This is a genomic window from Streptomyces sp. NPDC048172, assembly GCF_043202595.1.
Lineage (GTDB): Bacteria > Actinomycetota > Actinomycetes > Streptomycetales > Streptomycetaceae > Streptomyces.
This window is the reverse complement of the sequence record NZ_JBIDAT010000007.1, coordinates 1-18,289: the sequence shown is the minus strand read 5'-3', so window position 1 is coordinate 18,289 and position 18,289 is coordinate 1. Positions and strand designations below refer to the sequence as shown.

Below are 18,289 nucleotides of genomic sequence, written 5' to 3'. Positions count from 1 at the left end.
GGTACGGGTCCGATCCCGTACAAGATCGTAGAGGGCCGGGGCCGTTCCTCGTAGGGGGAGTGCGGGGGGAGTGTGGAAAACCGCACCCCGGCTGTACGGCCTCCCGGGTACAGCGCATGGTCTTCCTTTGCTTATCTTTTACCTTATGCTGATCGACATCGCCGCCGAGGAGACCGGTGGCATCGCCGGGTGGGCCGCCGGGCTCATGGAGTCGCTGGGCGCCATAGGCGCCGGAATCGCCATCGCGCTGGAGAACCTGTTCCCGCCCCTGCCCAGCGAAGTGATCCTGCCGCTCGCCGGGTTCACCGCGAGCGAGGGGGACCTGAGCCTCGTCGCCGTGCTGGTGTGGACGACGGTCGGCTCCGTCGTCGGCGCCCTCGCGCTCTACGCGGTCGGGGCGCTGCTCGGCCGCGAGCGCACCGTGGCCCTCGCGGCGCGGCTGCCCCTGGTCAAGGTCTCCGACATCGAGAAGACCGAGCAGTGGTTCGCGCGGCACGGCACGAAGGCCGTCTTCTTCGGCCGGATGATCCCCATCTTCCGCAGCATGATCTCCGTCCCGGCGGGCGTCGAGCGGATGCCGGTGCCCCTCTTCCTGGTCCTCACCACGGCGGGCAGCGCGCTGTGGAACGCCCTCTTCGTCCTCGCCGGGTACGGGCTGGGCGCGCGCTGGCACGAGGTCACGGACCTGGTCGGGCTCTACTCGAAGTTCGTGCTCGGCGGCGTCGCGCTCGCCGCCGCGGTCTTCGTCGCGCTGCGCCTCACGCGGGGGCGGGGTGCGCGGCGCCTGACGCGTCGAGAAGCGTCGCGGCAACGGCGCGAGCGTCCAGAGCAGGCGCGGCGGACCCGCTGACATGGGCGCCGCTCAGCGCCCCGTCGAGCAGCAGGGCGAGCTGAGCGGCCAGTGCCCGGGGGTCGGCGGCGCCGGTGGCCTCGGTGAGGTGCAGCAGCTGGCCGCGCAGCGCCGACTTGTGGTCGCGCACCGCGCGGACCACGCCCTCCGAGCCCGAGGCCAGCTCGCCGTACGCGTTGAGGAACGCGCAGCCGTTGAAGTCGGGGTCCTGGGCCCAGGTGTGGAGCCAGTCGAAGATCCCCAGGATCCGCTCACGCGGCGGCCCGATCTCCGCCAGGTACGCGGCGAGCCTCTCGTGCGCCCACTCGTCCCGGCCCCGCAGATACGCCTCGACCAGCTCCGCCTTGGAGGGGAAGCAGCGGTAGAGGCGCTTGAGGGACACCCCCGCCGCGTCCCTGATGCGGTCCATGCCGACCGCCTGGATCCCGTGCGCGTAGAACAGCGCGTCGGCGACGGCCAGCACATGTGAACACTCACTGGGCTGCTCGCCGGACTGTTCGCCGGGCTGTTCTTCGGGCCGTCCGCTGGTCCTGGCGTCCATCCCCGTCACTCCCCCCGCTTGAGAACGTGCGTTCTCTAGACTACGGTCCTTTCCGTGAGAACGGGCGTTCTCTTGCCTCCGAGGCAAGTTCCGCGCCCGGAAACCGCCCCGGGGGGAACGGGGGAGAGGGGCGGAGGAGGGGGCGACGCCGTGTTCTCGTCATTCGGGGGAGGGCGGGGACACGGCGTCACTGCCGGGCAGTGGGCACTTCCGGCTCCGTGAAGACGGGGCTCGCGTCGAACGCCGCGCGGCGGGTCGCCCGGCGCAGCGCCCGCAGCACCGTGCCGCCCAGCGTGAGCGTCAGCACGACGGTCAGCAGCGCCCGGGGCACGTCCCAGCCGAGCGAGGTGGCGAGGACGTACGCGAGGAAGCGGGCCAGGTTCTCGTGCAGCGGATCGCCCGGGACGAACGAGATCCCGGAGCCCAGGCCCGCGATGTACGGCCAGCCCTGGAGGTTCATCACCAGGCCGTAGAGCAGCGCCGCGACCGCGCCGTACGCCGCCAGCGCCAGCAGCTCGCGCCGCCCGCGCAGCCGTTCGGGCCCCGGCAGCAGGCCCGCGCCCATCGAGACCCAGCCCATGGTGAGCATCTGGAACGGCATCCACGGGCCCACGCCGCCCGTCAGCAGCGCCCCCGCGAACATCGAGACGGCCCCGAGCACGAACCCGAACCCCGGGCCCAGCACCCTGCCCGAGAGCACCATCAGGAAGAACATCGGCTCCAGTCCCGCCGTCCCCGCGCCGAGCGGGCGCAGAGCGGCGCCCGCCGCCGCGAGCACGCCGAGCATCGCCACGGCCTTGGCGTCCAGCCCCGTGTCCGCGATCGTCGCGACGGCGACGGCGAGGAGCAGGGGGAGCAGCGCCGCGAAGAGCCAGGGCGCGTCCCGCGAGTGGGCCAGCCCCGACGTCCCGCTCGCGAGCAGCGGCCAGCCGAACGCGGCCACGCCGATGGCGCTCGTCAGCGCGAGCGCCGTGACGGAACGGGGACCGAGCCGGATCGCGCGTACGTTCACGCCGTCGCCCCCTCTGCTCCGCCCAGCGCCTCCCGCACCTGCGGCACGGTCAGCCAGGGCTCGGGCGCGAGGATCTTGGAGGTCTGCGGCGCGAAGGCCGGGGACGAGGTGACGATCTCCGCCGTCGGGCCGTCCGCGACGGTCTCGCCCTGGGCGAGGATCACCACGCGGTGCGCGACCTCCGCCGCCAGCTCGACGTCGTGCGTGGCCAGTACGGTGCCGTGGCCGCGCCCCGCGAGCTCGCGCAGGACCGTCACCAGGCGGGACTTGGCCGCGTAGTCCAGGCCGCGCGTCGGCTCGTCCAGCAGGAGCAGCGGCGGGCTCGCCGTCAGCACGATCGCCAGGGCGAGCGCGAGGCGCTGGCCCTCCGACAGGTCGCGCGGGTGGGTGCTGTCGGGGATGCCCGGCAGCAGCTCCGAGACCAGCGCGCGGCAGGTGCCGGGCGCCGCGCCCGCGTCCTGGTCGGCCGAGGCGCACTCGCGCGCGACCGTGTCCGCGTAGAGCAGGTCGCGCGGCTCCTGCGGTACGAGCCCGGCGTGCCGCAGCAGTTCGGCGGGGCGCGTACGGTGCGGGGGCCCGCCGCCGACCGAGACCGTGCCGGAGGTCGGGGCGTGCAGCCCGACGAGGCTGCCCAGCAGCGTCGACTTGCCCGCGCCGTTCCGGCCCATCAGCGCGACCGTCTCGCCCGCGCGCAGGGAGAGCGTCACCTCGTGCAGCGCCGTGACCCGCCCGCGGAGGAGGGTGAGGCGCGAGGTCTCCGCCAGCACGGGTGCCTCGCGGGGCGGCGCGGTTGTCCTCGGCGGGGTCCGGTTTTCGAGCCGTGCGCGCAGGGGCGCGGCCCGGCGCCGGGCGTCCCGTACGGACAGCGGGAGCGGCGACCAGCCCGCCAGCGCGCCCAGCTCGACGACGGGCGGGCGCACCGGCGAGACCGTCATCAGCTCGGCGGGGTCGCCCAGCCGGGCCGGGGCGCCGGGGGAGGGGAGGAGCAGCACCTGGTCCGCGTACTGCACGACCCGTTCGAGCCGATGCTCGGCCATCAGCACCGTCGTGCCCAGGTCGTGCACGAGGCGCTGGAGGACGGCGAGGACCTCCTCGGCGGCGCCCGGGTCGAGCGCCGAGGTCGGCTCGTCCAGGACGAGCACGCGCGGGTGCGGGGTGAGCACGGAGCCGATCGCCACGCGCTGCTGCTGGCCGCCGGAGAGGGTGGCGATGGGGCGGTCACGCAGCTCGTTGAGGCCGAGCAGGTCGAGGGTCTCCTCGACGCGCCGCCGCATCGTCCCTGGCGGGAGGCCGAGCGACTCCATGCCGTACGCCAGCTCGTCCTCGACCGTGTCGGTGACGAAGTGGGCCAGGGGGTCCTGGCCCACGGTGCCGACGACGTCGGCGAGTTCCCGGGGCTTGTGCGTACGGGTGTCGCGGCCCGCGACGGTGACCCTGCCGTGCAGGGTGCCACCCGTGAAGTGCGGGACGAGTCCGCTGACGGTGCCGAGCAATGTCGACTTGCCGACCCCTGAGGGGCCGACGAGGAGACAGAGCTCGCCCTCGGGGATGTCCGCGTCCACGAGGGCGAGTGCCGGTTCCGTGGCGTCCTCGTAGGTGACGCTGACGTTCTCGAAGTGGATCATTTCGTGGGCTCTTCCGGGGTGCTGGTCACGGGCTGCCCCTCGCTGTTTCGCCGCAGACTGCGGCTGTGTCGTGGTTGCTCGCTCCCCCAAGCTCTTCGAGCAGGGAGGTACCCCCATTCCCCGCGCCCCTGCGGGGCGCCCTCCCGCGGGGCGCTCTTCCGTACGGGGGACGGCGCCGGAGCGATCACCGCCGGGAGGAGGCCCAGGAGGATCATCGCGGCCGGGAACAGGGGCAGCTGGGGTGCTGTCAGGGGGACGGCCGGGGGGTCGAGGTCGGCGTCGGTGACGAGCAGGGCCGCCGCCACCGCCACCCCCGAGGCGGTGACCAGCCAGGCGCGCACGCCCCAGCGGTCGGGCCGGTAGCGGGTGCGGACCGTGCGGCGGCCGCCCAGGGCCAGCCCCGCCAGCGCCAGGACGAGCCCGCCGAGCAGCACCGGCAGGCCGAACGCGGCGCCCTCCGAGGCCAGCAGTCCGTACGTGCCCGCGCACACGCCCAGCAGGCCGCCGACCGTGAGCGCCGCGGTCGTACGGCGTACGGCGCGCGGCACCCTGGCCGTACGCCCGTAACCGCGCGCGTCCATCGCGGCGGCGAGCGCGACCGAGCGCTCCAACGCGCCCTCCAGGACCGGCAGCCCCACCTGGAGCACCCCGCGCAGTCCCCGGTCGCTCCGGCCGCGCAGCCGCCGGGCCGCGCGCAGCCGCTGCACGTCGGCCACCAGGTTCGGCGCGAACGTCATGGCGACGACCACCGCGACCCCCGCCTCGTACAGCGCGCCGGGCAGCGACTTGAGGAGGCGGGCCGGGTTGGCGAGCGCGTTCGCGGCGCCGACGCAGATCAGCAGCGTCGCCAGCTTCAGCCCGTCGTAGAGCGCGAAGACCATGCCCTCGGCCGTCACCCTGCCGCCGACGCGCACGCCCTGCGCCCAGTCGGGCAGCGGCACCTCGGGGAGCGTCACCAGGACGTGCGTCCCGGGGACCGGCGAGCCCAGGAAGAACGCGAAGACCAGCCGGATGCCCAGCACCAGCAGGCCGAGCTTCAGGAACGCGCCGTACGAGCGGGCCCACGGCGCGTTCGTGCGGCGTACGGCGACGACGTACCCCGCGACGACGATCAGTAGGCCGAGCAGCAGCGGGTTCGTCGTACGCGAGGCCGCCGTCGCGAGACCGAGCGCCCACAGCCACCACGCCCCGGGGTGGAGCGAGGTGGAGCGGGTCGCCAGGGGCGCGCGCAGCGCCCCCGCGCGGGGCGGCCTGGCCATACGGGTGGCCTTCACCTCCTGCGGCGCGCCTGCCAGAGCGCCGCCGCGCCGAGGACGGCCACGGCGGCGACGCCCGCGCCGATGCCGAGCCCCGTGGACATGCCCCCGTCGTCGTCCTTCTTCTTCCCCGAGGAGCTGTCGCTGTCGCTCTCCTCCTTGGAGGCCACCTCGCCGCAGCCCTTGCGGGGGTAGCCGTCGATGGCGCAGAGGAGGGAGTCGGAGTTGTAGCGGAGCGGCTCGGCGACGGCCGCGAGCGCGTCGGCCGCCGAACCGTCCTCGTCGATCCGCGCGCACGCCGTACGCGCCCCGGGCGGCTTCTCCCCGCCGGGCGCGTCGCCGCGCGTGCCGAAGTCGAGGCGCAGCGCGACCCGCTTCGTCCCGGACTTCTTCTCCGTACGGGCGCACGCCGCGTCGAAGGCGATGCCGCCGCGCGGCCGGGTGGCGTCCTTGGAGTCCTCGCTGAGCGCGAAGCGGAAGCCGAGCACGTCGCCGTCGCCGGGGCGCAGCACGGCCGGGCCCTTCGTCGCGTACGCCCAGCCGCCGTCGCCCTTCCGCTCCCAGAACGACCAGTAGCGGTAGCCGTCCCTGGCGGCCTGCGCCGTACCCGCCATGCCCAGCGGCAGGGCAAGGAGCAGCACGCCCAGCATGCCCAGCACGGTCAGCAGACGCCTCACAGCGACTGCTTCTTCCGGCGTCCGCTCAGCCAGATGCCGATGCCCGCCCCGGCCGCGACGCCCACGACGATGAACGACCAGGTGGGCAGGGACCCGCCGTCGTCGTCCTTCTTGTCCTCCTTCTTGTCCTCCTCGCCCTTCTTCTCGTGGGACGGCATCGCGGCGGGCTTCGGGCCCGTCGCCGTGAGGCGCTTCAGCAGGTCGGTGCCGCCGAGCTGCGCCGGGTCGCCATTGGTCGTGGCGCGGTTGGCGAGGATCAGGATGCCGAGCGCCGCCGGGTCGTCCTTGGCCTTGTCCCACTTGCCGAGGTTGTCGCCGAGCCAGTCGAGGGACTTCTTGGCCTCGTCCTTGCGGCCCGCGGCCGAGAGGGCGATCACGGCGTCGGCGGTGTTCGCGTAGTCCGGCTGGCCCTTGCCCTTGCCCTTGTCCTTGGCGCCCGGGGTGACGGCCACGAGATGGCCGTCGTTCTTCTTCAGCGTGGCGGTGAGGTAGTCGGCACCCTTCTCCGCCTCCTTCTTCGGGGACGCGCCGTGCCCCTCCTTGTCGCCGGAGAGCGCGAGCCCCTGGCGCATCCCGGCGAGCACGGCCGCCGCGGTGGCGTCGTCGTTCGGGTCGAGCTTGTCGCCCTTGCCGGGCTGGTACGCGAAGGCGCCGTACGCGTCCTTCTTCGCGTCCTTGGTGTCCTTGTCGATCTGGAAGGAGAGCAGCGCGTCGAACGCCGTCTTGCCGTCCTTCTTCCACGCGGCCGGGTCCTTGCCCGCGGCGACGAGGGCGCCGACGACGACGGAGACCGAGTTCGCGTCGGAGGGGCTGCCGGGGTTGTAGCCCCAGCCGCCGTCCTTGTTCTGGACGGACTTCAGCCAGTCGAGGGCCTTGTCGGTCCCGGCGTTCGGCCCGCCGATCGAGGCGGACAGGGCCTGTACGGCGATGGCCGTGGCGTTCACGTCCGCCGGGGTCTTCTTCGCGTCGCACTTCGCCTTCGGGTCGGCGCGGTACGCCGGGAACGAGCCGTCCTCGCACTGCTGCGTCGACAGCCAGCTCACCGCCTTCGGCGACGGCTTCGCGCCCGCGGCGTCCAGCGCCAGCAGCGCGACGGACTGCCGCCACACCCCGTCGAACTTCGGGTCGCCCTTCCCGTACAGCTCCGGCGGCAGCTTCTCGTCGGCCACGGCGACGGGGGCGACTGCCGCTGTGACCGCGCAGAGCGCGAGGGAGGCGGCGACGGCCACGGAGAAGCGGTGGCGCTGGCGCGGGCGCGGGAACATGCGGGTGCCTTTCGCTGACGGTGACGTGACGGGTGGGCCGTAGCCGTGCACGGCCGTCCCGTCACGCGTGGTCGCGCGGCGGCACACCGGGCTCGGCTCCGTATACCCCGACGGTGCCGTGCGGTGCCCCGCTGGCGGGGCACCGCAGGAGCCTGTGCCTCCGGGCGGGCGATCCGGCTCGCGGCGCCGTGTGGTGCTCGCCGCTCACGGTTGCGGGTCAGCGCCGGATTCCCACCGGCTTCCCCCGAACGGAGACGCTGCTGTCTGCCCCGCCACTTTAGCCGTACGACCGTGAAAGACCGCCCCCAGGTGCCCTCGCCACGACCCCTCAGCTCACCAACAGACCAGACCTCGCCCGCCCAGAGCCACGCCCCTGCGTCTACTTCCCGGCTCCACCACGCAACAGAGCTTGCCCCTCCAGGGGCACGGGTCTGTGTCTGCTTCGCGGCTCCGCCGCGTGGGCGCGCCGGTCACGACACCTCGGGGCTTGCCCGATCAGGGGCCCGGGGCTGTGTTTGTTTTGCGGCTCCGCCGCGTGGGCGCGACCGGTCCAAGACTTTTGGGCTTGCCCCTTTAGGGGCGCGGGGAACTGCGCGCCCAGCCACGATGCGGGCGCGGCCCGCGAAGCACAGCCCGGGGCTCCCCGGGCGCGGCTCTTGTACGCGGGGCACCCGGCGTGGGGGGCTGCGCTTGCCAACCCTGCGCCTTGCGCAGACTTCCCAAGCTCAGAGGGGTGGAGGGAGAAGCAGGAGTGCCCCGTTAGGGGCGCGGGGAACTGCGCGACTAGCCACGATGCACTCGCAGTCCGCGAAGCACAGCCCGGGGCACCTCGGGTGCGGCTCTTACTGGAGGCTGCCGTGTTGGGCGGCTTGGAGTAGGGCTCGGCCCTGGGCGGTGACGCTGTGGAAGGAGCGGCCACCTTTGCGTACCGTCACCAGAAGGCCGTTCTCGCGCAGCACAGCGGTGTGCTGGCTCACTGCAGGCCCGGTCACATCGAGGAGGCGGGCCAGCTCTGTCGTGGACGAGCCGCATCCCGTCGCCCGGAGCAGCGCGGCCCGCGTGCGGCCCAGCAGCTCTCCCAGCCCGTCGCCCGCCTGCGACGCCGCCTCCCCGCGCTCGTGCGAGACGGGGTAGACGAGGACCGGCGGCCGGGAGGGGTCGGCGAGGGAGACCGGCGCGGGCCAGCAGAAGTAGGAGGGCTGGAGGAGCAGGCCGCGCCCCTCCAGGCGGAGCTCCTGATCCACCGGGTAGGCGACCTCCAGCACCGGCGGCTGCCAGCGGAAGTGCGGACCGAGCGAGGCGAGCATCCCCTCGGTACCGCCGTCGAGCAGCGCGTGCAGCCGCAGGTTGCGGTCGGCGTCGACGTGGGCGTGGACGCGGGACCAGTAGGGCGCGACGGCCGTCTCGTAGTACGCGCGCACCGCGCCGCCCAGCCGCCGCAGCGGCTCGGTGGCGCTGGCGCTCCGCGCCGTGGGGTCGGCCAGCGCGTCGGCCCAGCGCGGCACGCGCCCGTGGTCGGCGGCGAACCGCTCCAGGTCGGCGGCGAGCGTACGGCGCGGAGTGCTCAGCATGGTGTCGACGGCGGCGTCGAGGGTCGGGGACTCCTCGGTGCCGGGGCCAGGGGTGAGGAAGTCGGGGGAGTAGCCGCAGGGCGGGAGGAGGGAGGCGAGGAGCCTGCTCTCGGGCCCGAGCCGGGGCCGTACGGCGTGCCGCCAGGGCCCGAACGCGGCGCGCCCGTCCCGGCGTTGCAGCGTCTGCACGCTGTTGGTGATCTCCCACAGGGCGTCCGGTTCCCTCGCGACGCGCAGCCGCGCCAGGTCCTGGGAGGTGAAGACGACCCGCAGCATGACTCTCCTCCGTACAGCAGCCGTACAGCCGTGGCGCCGGGGCGGGAGCGCACGGCGAATTCCCCTGTGACAAGGGGAATTTAGCCGTGGCTACCGCCGCTTGTTCGCCCGAACGGCCAATCGCATGCTGAACGGTACGGATGCGGGGAGCGACGGAGCGGCGGCCGGCGCGCTGCGACAGCAGCGGCAGGGGGATGCGGGCGGCGGTACGAGCGGCACGGCGCGGCCCCGCGGCCCTCGCGTGTCGGTGTGTCGGCGTGCCGACGTGCTCGCGCGGCGAGGGGCGTCCCGGTACCGGCGGGGTGGATCCCCCTCCCCACCCCGCCTTCGGGGGGAGACGGACGGTAACGGGGGGACGGTCATGCGGGCATCCGGCGCCGCGGGCGACAACAGAACGAGTGGCATACGGCTCGGGATCGATCTGGGGACGGCGTCGAGCGCCGTCGCGGTCGTCGGCGCGGACGGCGAGCCGCGCACCGTCATCAACCATGAGGGCCGCGACACCACGCCGACCGCCGTGTGGATCCCGCGCGAGGGCGTCGTGCACGTCGGACGGCGGGCCCGTACGCGTACGGGCAGCCATCCCGGCGACGCCCACGCGGGGTTCAAGCCCGACCTGGGGACGGCGGGCGCGGAGCGGCGCTTCGCGCGCGCGGGTGTCGCGCTGACGCCCGTGGAGCTGTGCGCCGAGGTGCTCAGGTCCCTGCGGGACGACGCCACGCACCGGCTGGGCGCCCCGCCGGAGTCGGTGGTGCTCACGGTGCCCGCCTCCTTCACCCTCAACCAGTGCGCGGCGGCCCGCGCGGCGGCGGAGCTCGCGGGCCTGGGGCCGCGCTGCGCGCTGGTGCGGGACCCGGTAGCCGCAGCGCTCGCCCACGAGCCGCACGCGCCCGGCGGCACGGGGCAGTGGCTCGTGCTCGACCTGGGCGGCGGTACGTTCGACGCCGCCGTCGTCACCCGGCGCGACGGCGTGCTCCGGGTGCGGCACCACGCGGGCGACCCGTACCTGGGCGGCAGGGACCTGGACCGGGCCGTGGTGGACACGCTGCTCGCGCCCGCCGTGGCGCGGGGCGCCGGGCTCGCCGGGTTCAGCCGCGACAACCCGGCCTGGCACGGCAACTTCGCCCGGCTCGGCGCCGCGGCCGAGGAGGCCAGGGTGCGGCTCTCGCGCCAGGACACGGTCCGGCTCGTGGCCGAGCTCGGCGACGGCGCGGGCGGCGTCGTCCCGTTCGAGCACACCCTGACGCGCGGCGCGCTGGACGACGTCGCCGCGCCGTTCTACGCGCGTGCGGTCCGCGCGGGCCGCGAGGCCCTCGCCGAGGGCGGGCTCGCCCCCGACGACCTCGACGGCCTGCTGTGCGTCGGCGGCGCGACCCAGGCCCCGGGCCTGCGCGAACTGCTGGCCGACCCCGCGGAGGGGCTCGGCGTGCTCGCCGTACCGGGCCCGGATCCGCTGACGGCGGTCGCCCACGGCGCCGCGCTCCTCGCGGAGGAGTACGCCAGGGAATACGCCGGGGAGTACACCAGGGAGTACGCCGAGGGGCATGCCGGACCACGCGCCCTGCGTTCCGCCGACGCGCCCGTGCTGCCGCACTCGCTGGGCATCGGCCTGCCCGACGGCAGCTTCGCGCCGCTGCTGCGCAAGGGCAGCGTCCTGCCCGCGACGGGCACCCGTACGTACCGCACCCCCGTCGCGCTGCGCAGGGACGGCGCGGACACCCTCCGCATCCCCGTCGTCGAGGGCGAACGGGACCGCGTCGAGCGGAACACCACCGTGGGCTCCGTCGAGATCCGGGCCCGCGAGGGGCGCGCGGGGCTGCCCGAACGCAGCGACGTGGACGTGACGTTCGAGATCGGCGCCGACCACACGCTGTCCGTGCGCGCCGACGTCCCGCTGGCCCGCGCCCGGTTCACGGCGGAGGGCGGGCTCGCGCCCGTACGGCCGCCGGGGCAGGCGGCGCTGGAGTGCCTGCTGCGCGAGGCGGGCGCGCGGCTGGCGCGGCTGCGGGCCGAGGCGGAGGACGCCGGGATCGTGACGGCGGCGCGCCGCCTCGCCCGGCTCGCCACGGAGCGGCTGCCGGAGGACGCGCGCGACCGCGTGCGCGCGGCGGCGGGCGGCGAACCGGGCGCCGCGGCCGGTGCGGCGGCCGGACTCCTCCGCCTCCAGGTCGAACTGGACGCGATCGAGGGCGTGCTCCGCGTCCCCCTGCGGGCCCGCGAACTGCGCGAACTGCTGGCGGAGTGCGAGGACCAGGCCGCGTCCCACGGCGACACGGACGACCGCCAGGAGCTCGACCACCTGTGCGCCCACGCGGACACCGTCCTGCGGGGCTGGGGCGGCGACCGGGGCGGCAACGACGACGTCCACGCGGGCACCCTCGCCGAACTCCTCGACAGGGCGCGGGAGCTGCGCGTACGGCTGCTCGGCAAGGGCGGCGACTGGGAGACCACGCGCTTCCTGCTGCTCTGCGACGCGCGCGACGCGATGGCCTCGCGCGGCGAGGCGGACGCGCTGATCGCCCGCGGCCGCCACGCGGTCAGGACGGGCGGCGGCCCCGAACTCCGCGAGATCAGCGACCGGTTGACCCGCCTGCTGCCGCAGGACGTCAGCGGCGGCGCCCGTACGGACGAGACCGAGCCGGGAGAACGGGGAGAACGGGACCGGGGAGCCCTGTAGCCCTCGCTCTTCCCGTACTTCTCACTCGGCGACGGCCTGGTAGCGGACGGGGTCGGTGTCCGGGGCCGTTTCCGCGTGGCCGAGTTTGACCAGGCGGCGGAGGTGGGCCTCGGCCTCGGCGACGGCGATGTTGCGGGAGCCGAAGGGGATCTCGGCCCAGGGGCGGTTCCAGCGCATGGACTCGGCCAGCTCCCAGGGCGTGAGGGCGTGGTCCGTGAGCAGCGCGCGGAGGTCGGTGAGGCGCTCCTCGTGGTGCGCGGTCAGCTCGTTCACCCGGGCCTCGGCGTCGGAGAACGCGTACTGGTGTGCGGGCAGCACCTCCGCCGGGCGGAGCCGCCCGATCCGCTCCAGCGAGGCGAGGTAGTCGCCGAGGGGATCGGCGGCGGTGTCGGACTCCGGGTCCTCGTAGAGCCCGATGTGGGGGGTGATCGTCGGCAGCAGATGGTCCCCGGAGAAGAGCCGTCCGTGGCCCCTTTCGCGCGCCTGCGGGTGCCGCTCCTCCAGGTGGAGGCAGACGTGGCCCGGCGTGTGGCCCGGCGTCCAGATCGCGCGGAGGCGCCGCCCCGGCAGGTCGAGGAGTTCGCCGGGCTCGATCTCCCGGTCGGGCAGGGCCGCGCGCCTGCCGGGCAGCGCGTCGCCGCCGGACCAGCCCTGGTCGAGCGCGGCGAGCAGGGGCGCCGTGTGGGCCTCGGGCGCGCCGGAGGCGATGAGCTTCTCCGTGTAGTAGCGCAGCCAGGCGGTGGGTTCGGCCTCGCGGGTACGGCGTACGACGGCGGTGTCGGCCGCGTGCATCGCGATCCACGCGCCGGACTCCTCCCGTACGCGCGCCGAGAGCCCGTGGTGGTCCGGGTGGTGGTGGGTGATCACGACGCCGTGCAGCGCGGCGGGCTCCGTCCCGCAGGCGGCGAGGCCCGCGACGAGGGTCCGCCAGGAGTCCGGGTCGTCCCAGCCCGTATCGATGAGGACGGGGCCTCGCTCGGTGTCGAGGAGATGGACGAGCGTGTGGCCGAGCGGGTTGTCGGGGATGGGCACCGGGATGCTCCACACCCCGCCGCCGTGGTCGGTCACCTGCGGTGCCTCGGTCGGTGCCTCGGTCGGTGCCTCACTCATGAGCGGCGGCTCCCCCACTCCCGTTCCCGGTACGTGCTCCGCACGGCAACGAGTCTCGTCGGTGGGGGCATTGTCCCCTAGAACTAGAACTGGTACTAGTTCTGATGCAGTGTCAGAAGCGTCACAGTGGCGACCGGACAGCCGAGACAGGGCAGGGGCAGAGGCCATGACGGACCAGGCGGGCACGGACCTCGACTTCGCGTACGTCGAGCACGGACAGCTCTACATCGGCGGCACCCTCACCGACCCCGCGGGCAGGGAGACGATCGAGGTCGTCTCGCCGCACAGCGAGGAGCCCATCGGGCGCGTTCCGCACGCCTCCCGCGAGGACGTGGACCGCGCCGTGGACGCCGCGCGCCGCGCCTTCGACTCGGGCGTGTGGGCCGGGCGGAGCCTGGAGGAGCGGATCGAGGTCGTCACCCGTATCAAGGACGCCTTCGCGGTGCGCAGCGAGGAGATCGCCCGCATCATCAGCGCCGAGAACGGCACCCCGTACTCGACCGGCGTCATGGTGCAGTCGCTCGCCGCGATGATGGTGTGGGACACCGCGCTCAAGGTCGCCCAGGACTTCCCGTACGAGGAGCGGCGGGCCGGAGTGCTCGGGCCGTTGCTGGTCCGGCGCGAGCCGGTGGGCGTGGTCGCGGGGATCGTGCCGTGGAACGTCCCGCAGTTCACGGCGGCGGCGAAGCTCGCGCCCGCGCTGCTCAGCGGCTGCTCGGCGGTGCTGAAGGTGTCGCCGGAGACGCCGCTGGACGCGTACGTCCTCGCCGAGATCGCGAGCGAGGCGGGGCTGCCGGAGGGCGTGCTGTCCATCCTTCCGGCGGACCGCGAGGTCAGCGAGTACCTGGTCGGGCACCCCGGCGTCGACAAGGTCTCCTTCACCGGCTCGGTCGCGGCCGGAAAGCGCGTCATGGAGGTCGCGGCCCGCAACCTCACGCGCGTCACGCTGGAACTGGGCGGCAAGTCGGCGGCTGTCCTGCTCCCGGACGCCGACCTGGACGCGGCGGTCGCGGGCATCACCCCGTTCGCCTGGATGATCAACGGGCAGGCGTGCGTGGCCCAGACCCGTATCCTCGCGCCCCGTTCACGGTACGACGAGATCGCCGAACGCTTCAGCGCCGCCGCGAACGAACTCGCCGTCGGCCACCCTCTCGACCCCGCCACGCAGGTGGGCCCGCTGGTCGCCGAGCGCCAGCGGCAGCGTTCCCTCGACTACATCGCGCTCGGCCAGCAGGAAGGGGCCAAGATCCTGGCGGGCGGCGGCCGTCCGGCGTCCCAGCCCACGGGGTGGTACGTCGAGCCGACGCTCTTCGGCGACGTCGACAACGGGATGCGGGTCGCCCGCGAGGAGATCTTCGGCCCCGTCATCTGCCTCATCCCGTACGAGGACGAGGCCGAAGCGGTGCGTATCGCCAACGACTCCGACTACGGCCTGTCGGGCAGCGTCTGGACGTCCGACGTCGAACGCGGCATCGAGGTCGCCCGCCGCGTCCGTACAGGCACCTACTCGGTCAACACCTTCAGCCTCGACATGCTCGGCCCCTTCGGCGGCTACAAGAATTCCGGAATCGGCCGTGAGTTCGGCCCCGAGGGGTACAGCGAGTACATGGAGCACAAGATGATCCACCTGCCGGCCGAAGGGTGAGGTGAGGGCCATGGGCGACCGCTGGCACGTCGAGGTGGACCGCGGGGTCTGCATCGGCTCGGGCATGTGCGTGGGCACCGCGCCGGGTGACTTCACCCTGGACGCGGCCCGCCAGTCCCACCCGACCGTCCCCGAACGGGACCCCTCCGAGCTGGTGATGGACGCCGCCGAGGGGTGCCCGGTCGAGGCCATCACCATCACGCTCGCGGAAACGGGGGAGGCGGTCTTCCCTCCGGAGGAGTGAGGGGCCGCTAGCCGTTCCGGCGGACGTGACGCGTGAATGCGGCCCACGCGTCGGGAGTGACCCGGACGCGTGGGCCCTCCGGTGCCTTGGAGTCGCGGACCGCGACGACGCCGGGGAAGCCACTTGTGACCTCGACACACTCGCTTCCGGCGCCGCCGCTGTAACTGCTCTTGACCCAGCGGGGGGCGACGAGTGGTGTCCCGGCCATCGACATGCCTGGCTCCTATTCCTCAGCGGCTCTGGCGTACTGCTCCCCGACAGCAGCGATGAGTTCAACCGAGGAATCGGGAGACAGGGCCATGGCCCGTAGCTCTTCGAACACCACCCTATGACGGGTGAGTTCCGTGTCCTTCTCCAGGTAGAGCGCCGCGGTTTTGATGCCGATGTACACCACGTCGAGGGAGGGTTCGGGGCCCCGGAGCATGACGAATCCGGCGCTGTCGGCACCGTGAGCGCCAGCGGTGAAGGGCAGCACTTGGACGGTGACGTGGGGCTTCGCGGCACGTTGCCGCAGGTCGGCCAATTGTTCGCGCATCACACTCGGGCCGCCGACCCGTCGGTGGAGCACCCCCTCGTCCATGATCACCCACAGATGGGGAGGCGTGGCCCGGGCCAGGACTTCTTGCCGCTTGAGGCGGAAGTCGACCATGCGCGCGATCGCGTCGTCGTCGGCGCGTGTCTCGGCTGCCCGCATGACCGCAGTCGCGTAGCCGTGGGTCTGCAGGATGCCGGGCACGTAGGTGGGGGCCCAGTGCAGCTCTTCCGTGGCCTCGTCCTCCAGCGTGACGAGGGGCTTGATCCATTCAGGAACCGCATCAGCGTATGACTGCCACCACCCCTGGACCTTCGCTTCCTTCGCCAGGGTGACGAGCGCGGCCCGGTCTCTGTCGTCGGCCTGGTAGGCCCGGCACAGGGCGTCAACGATCGGCCACTTCGGGGCACTTGATCCTTGCGGGCTCTCGTAGCGAGCCAGCGCGGCACGGGAGGTGCCCCCGGCTGTACCGGCCTCCTCCAGCGTCATCCCTGCCTGACTGCGCAAACGCCGGAGCTCGGCCGCGAGCTGACGGCGGCGTGTGGTCGGCCCCACTGGCATCTCATCCCCTCCAGGGTCGGGCTCAGTCTCTTCGGCCCGGCATGCACCAGCAACTGTTGCCCGAGCGCCGAAGGGGCGGGGCGAGGTGCGGCGGGGCCACTCCAACGAGTGAAAGGGAATCCTGAAATGGGAATCCCGATCCGGGATGCGCGTATAACTGGCACCCAGTACATAGGCCGGGCGCGTATCAACGGAACGCCATGGGGCGAGAGTTGGCGCGCACTAGGAGGAGCCATGACCTCGTCCGACAACTGCGCTGGTCCGGAGCCCGAGTACGGGGTCCTGCACGAGGACGCCCTCGACTACACACCGCAGCAGCGCAGCGTCTCGCTCGCGCGGCGGCGTACGGCCCGGCTCGTGGCCGAGTGGGGGCACCCCGCGCTGGCCGGGGACGCGGCGCTCATCGTCGGGGAGCTCGCGGCCAACGCGACGCTGCACGGCAGTTTGCGCGACCGCCTCTTCAAGGTGCGGCTCACCCACACGCGCGGAGCGCTCCGGCTGGCCGTGAGCGATCCGCGCGGGGAGCGCATGCCCCAGCTGCGGCGCCCCGCCGACGACGAGTGCTTCGGCCGAGGCCTCCTCGTCGTCAACGCGCTCGCGAGCCGCTGGGACGTCGAGCCGCACGTGGTCGGCAAGACGACCTGGGCCGAGCTGGACCTGGGCTGACGTCCCGGACTCAGGCCGACTCCGCCCGGCCCCGGGTGGCGATCAGTGGGCCGAGGCGGCGCGTGCCGGGGCCCACTCGTCCGCCGGGGCCCGGCAGTTGTGTCGTGTCGGTCAGCGTGAGCGGCCCGTGGCACGCGTCGCAGGAGACGACCGGCGTGGCGAGGTGCCCGCAGGCGTCGTGGCGGATCCGGGCGGGCGGCCCCACCGGCTCCGCGTACCACTTGTCGCCCCAGGCCATCAGCGCCAGCAGTACGGGATAGAGCTCCTGCCCCTTCTCCGTGGCCACGTACTCCTCGCGCGGCGGGCTCTCCTGGTAGCGCTCGCGCGTCAGCACGCCCTCCTCGACCAGCCGGGCGAGGCGCGCGGCGAGGACCTTGCGGGACAGGCCGAGGTCCTCGGCGAGGGCGTCGAAGCGGCGGATGCCGAGGAGGACGTCGCGCATGATCAGGGCGGTCCAGGCGTCGCCGAACAGGTCGGTCGCGCGGGCGATCGAGCACGCGACGTCGGAGAGGGGGGTACGGGTCACGGGGCGATGGTAGCTGTGGTGGGTTCCCTTGGGGAACTCGCGAGTGCTAGGTTCCCTCGAGGAACCCAAGCGGGGATGTCGAGGGAGACTGCCATGGCCGGACGTCCGCACATCGCACTCGACTCGGTCTCGGCCGTCGACGGTCGCCACATCAGGGCTCTGACCTTTCAGTCGGTACGCATGGAGTATCTGCGGCACGTGTGCGAGGAGTTGGGCACGGCGGCCTCCGGCAGCAGGGCGCTCGTCGTCGGCAGTGGGCGTGGCGTGCTGGCGCGCGGTCTCGCCCGGCTCGGCTTCGAGACCGTCGCCGCCGATCCGTCCGCCGCCGCGACGGCCCTCGCGCGGGAGGCGGACGGCGGGCTCGGGGTCTCGTACCTGACGGCGCCGGGGGAGGAGCTGGGCCTGCCGGACGCCTCCTTCGACCTCGTGTACTGCGCCGACACCCTGGAGATCACCGAGCGGCCGGACGCGGTCCTCGCGGAGGCGGCGCGTGTGCTGCGGCCCGGCGGGGCCTTCGTCTACGACACGGTGAACCGCACCCCCGTGTCCCGCCTCGTCTACCTCGGCGCGTTCCAGTCGTTCCCCGGCACCCGGATCATGCCGCGCGGGCGCTACGCCGCACACCGGCTGCGCCGCCCGGCGGAGCTGGCCGGGGCCCTCGGCCGGGCGGGGCTGTCCCCCCGAGGCGTATCGGCGTTCAAGCCGCGCGACGCCCGCGGTCTCGTACGGGCGACGCGCGGGCGCAGGCGCGGCACGCTGGCCGATGAGCAGCTGCCGGAGCTGGTCGGCATGGTGCTCGTGCCCGAGGGCAGCCCGGTGGTGACGTATCTGGGGTGCGCGGTCCGTGGGGCGTGAGCCCGGACGACACGGCCTAGGTGTGTTGTCCCGGGGCGTTGGTGACGGGTGACGCGCCGTGCGTGGTGCTTGAACGAGGCGAGGGCCTCTGGTTTCGGTGTGGATTGCGACATCTCCACCGGCACCAGGAGGCCCTCGTTGATCCACCGTAATGCCCCGCTGACACCGACTGGCAGGCTGCGTCTGGCCCGGTGTGTCGTGGAGGAGGGCTGGCCACTGCGCCGGGCAGCGGAACGCTTCCAGGTCAGCCACACCACCGCCACCCGCTGGGCCGACCGCTACCGCCGCCACGGGGAAGCGGGCACAGCGGGCATGAAGGACCGCTCCAGCCGCCCCCACCACTCACCCCGCCGCGCCCCCTCCCCGGTGGAGCAGCAGGTGCTGCGGATGCGCCGTGAGC

General features: G+C 73.7%; 18 protein-coding genes and 1 riboswitch. Of the genes, 7 read left to right on the top strand and 11 right to left on the bottom strand.

The annotated features are described in order from the left end of the window. Window positions 1–205 precede the first annotated feature (205 nt). Entirely contained in the window at window positions 206–850 is a 645-nt protein-coding gene (locus ACGF3A_RS29505) for a DedA family protein (protein WP_393733837.1), read from the top strand. Here ACGF3A_RS29505 and ACGF3A_RS29500 read toward each other — a convergent pair. The 7 genes from ACGF3A_RS29500 to ACGF3A_RS29470 all read right to left on the bottom strand — a co-directional run bounded on the left by ACGF3A_RS29500 (window position 759) and on the right by ACGF3A_RS29470 (window position 9,073). Further along, a complete protein-coding gene (locus ACGF3A_RS29500; protein WP_393733421.1) occupies window positions 759–1,391 on the bottom strand; it encodes a TetR/AcrR family transcriptional regulator in 633 nt (210 codons plus the stop codon). The genes ACGF3A_RS29505 and ACGF3A_RS29500 overlap by 92 nt on opposite strands. 187 nt (window positions 1,392–1,578) lie before the next feature. After that, window positions 1,579–2,403 carry an ECF transporter S component gene (locus ACGF3A_RS29495; protein WP_393733420.1) on the bottom strand — a complete coding sequence of 275 codons (825 nt, stop codon included), beginning with the start codon at window positions 2,401–2,403 and terminating at the stop codon, window positions 1,579–1,581. Beyond that, window positions 2,400–4,028: an ABC transporter ATP-binding protein gene (locus tag ACGF3A_RS29490; protein ID WP_393733419.1), complete on the bottom strand. Its 1,629-nt coding sequence runs from the start codon at window positions 4,026–4,028 to the stop codon at window positions 2,400–2,402. The genes ACGF3A_RS29495 and ACGF3A_RS29490 overlap by 4 nt, the downstream gene beginning before the upstream one ends. Further along, entirely contained in the window at window positions 4,025–5,287 is a 1,263-nt protein-coding gene (locus ACGF3A_RS29485) for an energy-coupling factor transporter transmembrane component T (protein ID WP_393733418.1), read from the bottom strand. The genes ACGF3A_RS29490 and ACGF3A_RS29485 overlap by 4 nt, the downstream gene beginning before the upstream one ends. Window positions 5,288–5,298: 11 nt before the next feature. After that, window positions 5,299–5,934, bottom strand: coding sequence for an SCO2322 family protein (locus ACGF3A_RS29480; RefSeq protein WP_393733836.1), 636 nt, complete (start codon window positions 5,932–5,934; stop codon window positions 5,299–5,301). A gap of 23 nt (window positions 5,935–5,957) precedes the next feature. Continuing rightward, on the bottom strand, window positions 5,958–7,226 hold the full coding sequence (locus ACGF3A_RS29475) for a prenyltransferase/squalene oxidase repeat-containing protein (RefSeq protein WP_393733417.1): 1,269 nt from the start codon (window positions 7,224–7,226) through the stop codon (window positions 5,958–5,960). A gap of 145 nt (window positions 7,227–7,371) precedes the next feature. Beyond that, window positions 7,372–7,513, bottom strand: a riboswitch (cobalamin riboswitch). Window positions 7,514–8,068: 555 nt separating this feature from the next. Then, complete coding sequence (locus ACGF3A_RS29470; RefSeq protein WP_393733416.1) at window positions 8,069–9,073, bottom strand: ArsR/SmtB family transcription factor; 1,005 nt, start codon at window positions 9,071–9,073, stop codon at window positions 8,069–8,071. A gap of 361 nt (window positions 9,074–9,434) precedes the next feature. On the opposite strand from ACGF3A_RS29470, the gene ACGF3A_RS29465 reads away from it, so the two are divergent. Then, window positions 9,435–11,750, top strand: a complete 2,316-nt coding sequence (locus ACGF3A_RS29465) for an Hsp70 family protein (protein WP_393733415.1) — start codon at window positions 9,435–9,437, stop codon at window positions 11,748–11,750. 21 nt (window positions 11,751–11,771) lie between these two features. Here the strand turns inward: ACGF3A_RS29465 and ACGF3A_RS29460 are convergent, their stop codons facing one another. Further along, complete coding sequence (locus tag ACGF3A_RS29460; protein WP_393733414.1) at window positions 11,772–12,860, bottom strand: MBL fold metallo-hydrolase; 1,089 nt, start codon at window positions 12,858–12,860, stop codon at window positions 11,772–11,774. Between the two features lie 166 nt (window positions 12,861–13,026). Here ACGF3A_RS29460 and ACGF3A_RS29455 point away from each other — a divergent pair, with 166 nt between their 5' ends. Continuing rightward, window positions 13,027–14,505 (top strand): aldehyde dehydrogenase, encoded by a 1,479-nt coding sequence (locus ACGF3A_RS29455; RefSeq protein ID WP_393733413.1) that lies wholly within the window; start codon window positions 13,027–13,029, stop codon window positions 14,503–14,505. Between the two features lie 10 nt (window positions 14,506–14,515). After that, the gene (locus ACGF3A_RS29450; RefSeq protein ID WP_393733412.1) at window positions 14,516–14,749 is read left to right on the top strand and encodes a ferredoxin; all 234 of its coding nucleotides are present in this window, start codon (window positions 14,516–14,518) and stop codon (window positions 14,747–14,749) included. Between the two features lie 7 nt (window positions 14,750–14,756). Here ACGF3A_RS29450 and ACGF3A_RS29445 read toward each other — a convergent pair whose 3' ends face one another. Together ACGF3A_RS29445 and ACGF3A_RS29440 are read right to left on the bottom strand one after the other, a co-directional pair. Continuing rightward, entirely contained in the window at window positions 14,757–14,957 is a 201-nt protein-coding gene (locus ACGF3A_RS29445) for a DUF397 domain-containing protein (RefSeq protein WP_393733835.1), read from the bottom strand. 15 nt (window positions 14,958–14,972) lie between these two features. Further along, complete coding sequence (locus ACGF3A_RS29440) at window positions 14,973–15,842, bottom strand: helix-turn-helix domain-containing protein (protein ID WP_393733411.1); 870 nt, start codon at window positions 15,840–15,842, stop codon at window positions 14,973–14,975. Window positions 15,843–16,076: 234 nt separating this feature from the next. Here ACGF3A_RS29440 and ACGF3A_RS29435 point away from each other — a divergent pair, with 234 nt between their 5' ends. Then, window positions 16,077–16,508, top strand: coding sequence for an ATP-binding protein (locus ACGF3A_RS29435; protein ID WP_393733410.1), 432 nt, complete (start codon window positions 16,077–16,079; stop codon window positions 16,506–16,508). Between the two features lie 10 nt (window positions 16,509–16,518). On the opposite strand, the gene ACGF3A_RS29430 is transcribed toward ACGF3A_RS29435, so the two are convergent. After that, a complete protein-coding gene (locus tag ACGF3A_RS29430; RefSeq protein WP_393733409.1) occupies window positions 16,519–17,034 on the bottom strand; it encodes a winged helix-turn-helix transcriptional regulator in 516 nt (171 codons plus the stop codon). A 93-nt stretch (window positions 17,035–17,127) separates the two neighbouring features. On the opposite strand from ACGF3A_RS29430, the gene ACGF3A_RS29425 reads away from it, so the two are divergent. Both ACGF3A_RS29425 and ACGF3A_RS29420 read left to right on the top strand, forming a co-directional pair. Continuing rightward, the gene (locus ACGF3A_RS29425) at window positions 17,128–17,889 is read left to right on the top strand and encodes a class I SAM-dependent methyltransferase (protein WP_393733408.1); all 762 of its coding nucleotides are present in this window, start codon (window positions 17,128–17,130) and stop codon (window positions 17,887–17,889) included. Between the two features lie 138 nt (window positions 17,890–18,027). Beyond that, window positions 18,028–18,289 (top strand): leucine zipper domain-containing protein (locus ACGF3A_RS29420; RefSeq protein ID WP_393733407.1); only part of this gene is annotated, 262 nt, incomplete at its 3' end.

Excerpts from the sequence above, each read along its gene's own strand:
- ACGF3A_RS29455 (WP_393733413.1), top strand. The coding sequence starts at position 13,027 with ATGACGGACCAGGCGGGCACGGACCTCGACTTCGCGTACGTCGAGCAC.
- ACGF3A_RS29425 (WP_393733408.1), top strand. The coding sequence starts at position 17,128 with ATGGCCGGACGTCCGCACATCGCACTCGACTCGGTCTCGGCCGTCGAC.
- ACGF3A_RS29465 (WP_393733415.1), top strand. The coding sequence starts at position 9,435 with ATGCGGGCATCCGGCGCCGCGGGCGACAACAGAACGAGTGGCATACGG.
- ACGF3A_RS29470 (WP_393733416.1), bottom strand. The coding sequence starts at position 9,073 with ATGCTGCGGGTCGTCTTCACCTCCCAGGACCTGGCGCGGCTGCGCGTC.
- ACGF3A_RS29440 (WP_393733411.1), bottom strand. The coding sequence starts at position 15,842 with ATGCCAGTGGGGCCGACCACACGCCGCCGTCAGCTCGCGGCCGAGCTC.
- ACGF3A_RS29485 (WP_393733418.1), bottom strand. The coding sequence starts at position 5,287 with ATGGCCAGGCCGCCCCGCGCGGGGGCGCTGCGCGCGCCCCTGGCGACC.
- ACGF3A_RS29435 (WP_393733410.1), top strand. The coding sequence starts at position 16,077 with ATGACCTCGTCCGACAACTGCGCTGGTCCGGAGCCCGAGTACGGGGTC.
- ACGF3A_RS29475 (WP_393733417.1), bottom strand. The coding sequence starts at position 7,226 with ATGTTCCCGCGCCCGCGCCAGCGCCACCGCTTCTCCGTGGCCGTCGCC.
- ACGF3A_RS29505 (WP_393733837.1), top strand. The coding sequence starts at position 206 with ATGGAGTCGCTGGGCGCCATAGGCGCCGGAATCGCCATCGCGCTGGAG.
- ACGF3A_RS29490 (WP_393733419.1), bottom strand. The coding sequence starts at position 4,028 with ATGATCCACTTCGAGAACGTCAGCGTCACCTACGAGGACGCCACGGAA.
- ACGF3A_RS29480 (WP_393733836.1), bottom strand. The coding sequence starts at position 5,934 with ATGCTGGGCGTGCTGCTCCTTGCCCTGCCGCTGGGCATGGCGGGTACG.
- ACGF3A_RS29460 (WP_393733414.1), bottom strand. The coding sequence starts at position 12,860 with ATGAGTGAGGCACCGACCGAGGCACCGACCGAGGCACCGCAGGTGACC.
- ACGF3A_RS29500 (WP_393733421.1), bottom strand. The coding sequence starts at position 1,391 with ATGGACGCCAGGACCAGCGGACGGCCCGAAGAACAGCCCGGCGAACAG.
- ACGF3A_RS29450 (WP_393733412.1), top strand. The coding sequence starts at position 14,516 with ATGGGCGACCGCTGGCACGTCGAGGTGGACCGCGGGGTCTGCATCGGC.
- ACGF3A_RS29445 (WP_393733835.1), bottom strand. The coding sequence starts at position 14,957 with ATGGCCGGGACACCACTCGTCGCCCCCCGCTGGGTCAAGAGCAGTTAC.